The sequence below is a fragment of the Asticcacaulis sp. genome, assembly GCF_027484505.1.
GTDB lineage: Bacteria > Pseudomonadota > Alphaproteobacteria > Caulobacterales > Caulobacteraceae > Asticcacaulis.
Window position 1 is genome coordinate 1 of record NZ_JAIXSV010000288.1, and the last position, 3,385, is coordinate 3,385.

The 3,385-nt window shown below is 64.7% G+C and carries 1 protein-coding gene and 3 pseudogenes; 2 read left to right on the forward strand and 2 right to left on the reverse strand.

What is annotated here, in order from left to right:
* Window positions 1-137 precede the first annotated feature (137 nt).
* Window positions 138-1,169, forward strand: coding sequence for an IS110 family transposase (locus Q0072_RS16705; protein ID WP_298332525.1), 1,032 nt, complete (start codon window positions 138-140; stop codon window positions 1,167-1,169).
* Window positions 1,170-1,431: 262 nt separating this feature from the next.
* Here Q0072_RS16705 and Q0072_RS16710 read toward each other — a convergent pair.
* Together Q0072_RS16710 and Q0072_RS16715 are read right to left on the reverse strand one after the other, a co-directional pair.
* A pseudogene (locus Q0072_RS16710) lies at window positions 1,432-1,794 on the reverse strand (transposase); the annotation flags it as partial.
* Between the two features lie 117 nt (window positions 1,795-1,911).
* Window positions 1,912-3,198: pseudogene (locus Q0072_RS16715) on the reverse strand (IS1182 family transposase); the annotation flags it as partial.
* A gap of 66 nt (window positions 3,199-3,264) precedes the next feature.
* Here Q0072_RS16715 and Q0072_RS16720 point away from each other — a divergent pair.
* Window positions 3,265-3,385 (forward strand): annotated as a pseudogene (locus Q0072_RS16720) (transposase); the annotation flags it as partial.

The window sequence follows — 3,385 nt, forward strand, 5'->3', positions numbered from 1 at the left end:
ATCATCGCTGAGCGGGGCGATTGTTTCCAGTGTCATGTAACGGGCGCGCTGTACGGTCCATTTGATGGCATGGACCGCCCCTCATCTCCATATCTCTGCAACGGGGCAATGACGGTACCAACATCAGGAGGCATGCCATGTCTGTGCAGATGATCGGTCTTGATATCGCCAAGTCGGTTTTCCAGGTCCACGGCGTGGACAATGCAGGTCAGCCGGTATTGCGCAAGCGGCTGGCCAGAGGGCAACTAGCGGGATTTTTTGCCAAGCTGCCCCCTTGTCTTGTCGGCATGGAGGCCTGTTCCAGCGCTCATCATTGGGCGCGGGAGTTGACCCGGTTGGGCCATGAGGTTCGGCTGATTCCGCCGCAATATGTGAAACCCTACGTCAAGCGCAACAAGACGGATGCCGCCGATGCCGAGGCGATCTGCGAGGCGGTGGGCCGGCCTAACATGCGGTTCGTACCGATCAAAAGCGTTTCCCAGCAGGCGGTTCTGGCCCTGCATCGGACCCGCGCCCTGCTTGTTCGGCAGCGTACGGCCACCATCAATGCGCTTCGCGGTCTCCTGGGGGAATTCGGGCTGGTCGCCGGCAAGGGCACAGCCAGATTGGAGGATCTTCGCCGTCGACTGTTCCAAGCTGATAAGGACACCGTACCGGAGGAAGCAAGACAGGCAATCACAAGCTTGTTCGAACATGTCGACGAGTTGCGGGAGCGGGCTGAGGCAGTCGAGGCAGAGATTTTGACCTGGCACGAGGCGAACACTGCCAGTCAGCGTCTGGCGGAAATACCCGGGATCGGCCCGCTGACGGCCTCAGCGTTGGTAGCCGCTGTGGGTAACGGCAAACAGTTCCAGTCTGCACGGCATTTTGCCGCTTGGCTGGGTCTGACACCCCGCATTCGGGCCAGCGGTGATCGCCAGCGTATCGGTGCCATCAGCAAGGGCGGTGATCGATATCTACGAACGCTGTTGATCCACGGGGCGCGGGCGCTGGTCGGACTGACCAAACGGCCCGGTGTCGTCCTACGGCCATGGCTGAAGGCTCTGGTCGGGCGACGGCCCATCCCGGTAGCGGCGACAGCCGTTGCCCATAAGACGGCACGGATCGTATGGGCCATGCTGTCGCGTGAGGCCGCTTATCGGCCATGGACGCCGGCGATGGCGGCATAGCCGGCACGGACCCCGCCCTGCGGGTGTCCCGGCTTGCGAGGGAAGTGGAGAGTGATGGCGAACCGGTCAGACCGGGATCGGCAAAGGCCCTTGAAACGATGCGGGCGTCATAGCCCGTCCATTTGTCAGGCGGCCGATCCGCGGATACCATCAAGGCCAGCGGTCGAGACACCGCGCTGACAGGCCGGATACACGACCGCAAGCGCCGGCTTCATCATCAGCACTCCACAAAATCCTTGCAAGGGTGGGGCGGTCCATACACATCGTTCTGTTCCAACAGGATAGCACCGACAAGCCTGGTGATGGCGGCCTCATTGGGAAAGATGCCGACGACGTCGGTTCGGCGCTTGATCTCGCCGTTCAGCCGTTCGATGGGGTTGGTGCTGTGGATCTTGGCCCGATGTTCGCGGGGAAAGGTCATGTAGGCCAGCACGTCATTCTCGGCCTCGTCCAGCAGGGTTGCCAGCTTGGGCACCTTGGGGCGCAGTTGATCGGCGACCTGCCGCCATTGGACCCTGGCCGATACGGCGTCGTTCTGGGCAAAGGCGGTGCCGATAAAGGCCGCGACGACACGGCGGCCCTGTTTGCCGGCATGGGCCAGGACATTGCGCATGAAATGCACGCGGGGGGCGTTGAATATCCCCTCTCAGGCTCAGGCGGGCCGCTGGGCGAATGAGGCAACCGCGGTTCGTGTGTTGGTGACGGCGTCGGCGGCACGGGTCAGCGCCACCCAAAACACGAGTACGGCCATGGCCAGCCGCTTGAGGTTGATCGCGGCGGCGGCCAGATAGGCCTGCACCCGCATGTTCCAGAGGCCCCGGCGCACGGCGCGGGCGAGTCCGTGCCAGCTCTTCGCCTCGCCGTGGACGCCCTCCACCTTCCAACGGTGGCGGCGGTAGAGTTCACGGTCCATGTCTGTCCACTGCTCCCGGCGTCGGCGCGCCCGCAGCAGCGCCGGGTAGTCATCTCCGACCACCATGGCCTTGTTGGCCCGGCTGCCCGAAAGGCACAGCTTACGCAGGTCGCAACGCCTGCAATCCCGGGCGCGCGAGGTGAAGAACCGGCCGTGCTTCACCGCCCGACCCGCTTTCAGGACCTTGCCGCGCGGGCACTTCAGAATGTCGTGGCGGGCGTCGTAGCGAAACCGGCGCATGGGTACCGGCGAGCGGATCGGCTCGGCCTTGGGCGGAATCACGGCTTGGGTCCCACGGCGCTCCAACTGCCCATAGACCTTGGCGTAGGCGTAGCCGGCATCCGCTGTGGCGGTGGACACCTTGGCGCCAGTTAGCGCCTCGACCCTGTCGAGGGCAGGCACCAGTTCCGCGCCTTCGTTGTCCTCGCCCGTGGTGACGTGCACGTCCAGCACCACCCCGGCCTCATCGTCCACGGCCGTGTGTTGCTTGTAGGAGGGTTCCAAGCGTTGCCGTCGATCGCTGGTCGCCATGCTGGCGTCGGGATCAGTGGTGCAGACCTTCTTGTACTTGCCTGTCTTCTTGGAATCCCGTTCGGCCTCGTCCACGGGATTCTCCTCGCCCACTCTGTCGACCCAGCGCTTGGCCAGGGCCTCCCAACTGACGTCGGCCCGAATGAGGGATGCGTCGACGTGGACCACCTCGCCCTTGGCCACCTTGGCGGCTAAGCAGGCCTGGACCGTCCTCTCGAACACCCGCCGGAACCGCAACTCGCCCCAGCGCTGGCGGATGCGGGTAAGGCTGGAATGGTCTGGCAGGCGCTCGGTCAGGCCGTAGCCGGCGAACCAGCGGATCGCGACGTTGACAGCGGCCTCCCGCATCAGGCGGCGGTCGTGGACGATACCGAGCAGGAACCCGGCCAGCATGAGCCGCAGTGCCGCCTCCGGGTCGATACCCGGTCGGCCGTTGTCCGGACTGTAGAGGTCGGCGACCTCCGCCCGCAGCCATGAGAGGTCTAGGACACGGCCCACGCGGGCCAGGACGTGGTCGCCAGGGACAAGGTCGCGCAGAGAGCCAGCGAAGAACTCGTACTGCTCAGGACCGCGCTGCACCAGCATCCCCGCCTCCCATCACCGGCTTGCCAGGACAGGGAATCACCGATGGCAGGCTTTTTCAACGGCCCCCGTGTACATTTCATGCGAAACGTCCTGGCCCATGCCGGCAAGCAGGGCCGTCGCGTCGTGGCGGCCTTTATCGGCACCGCCTTTGCCCAGAACGATGCAACTGCGGCCAGGGCACAATGGC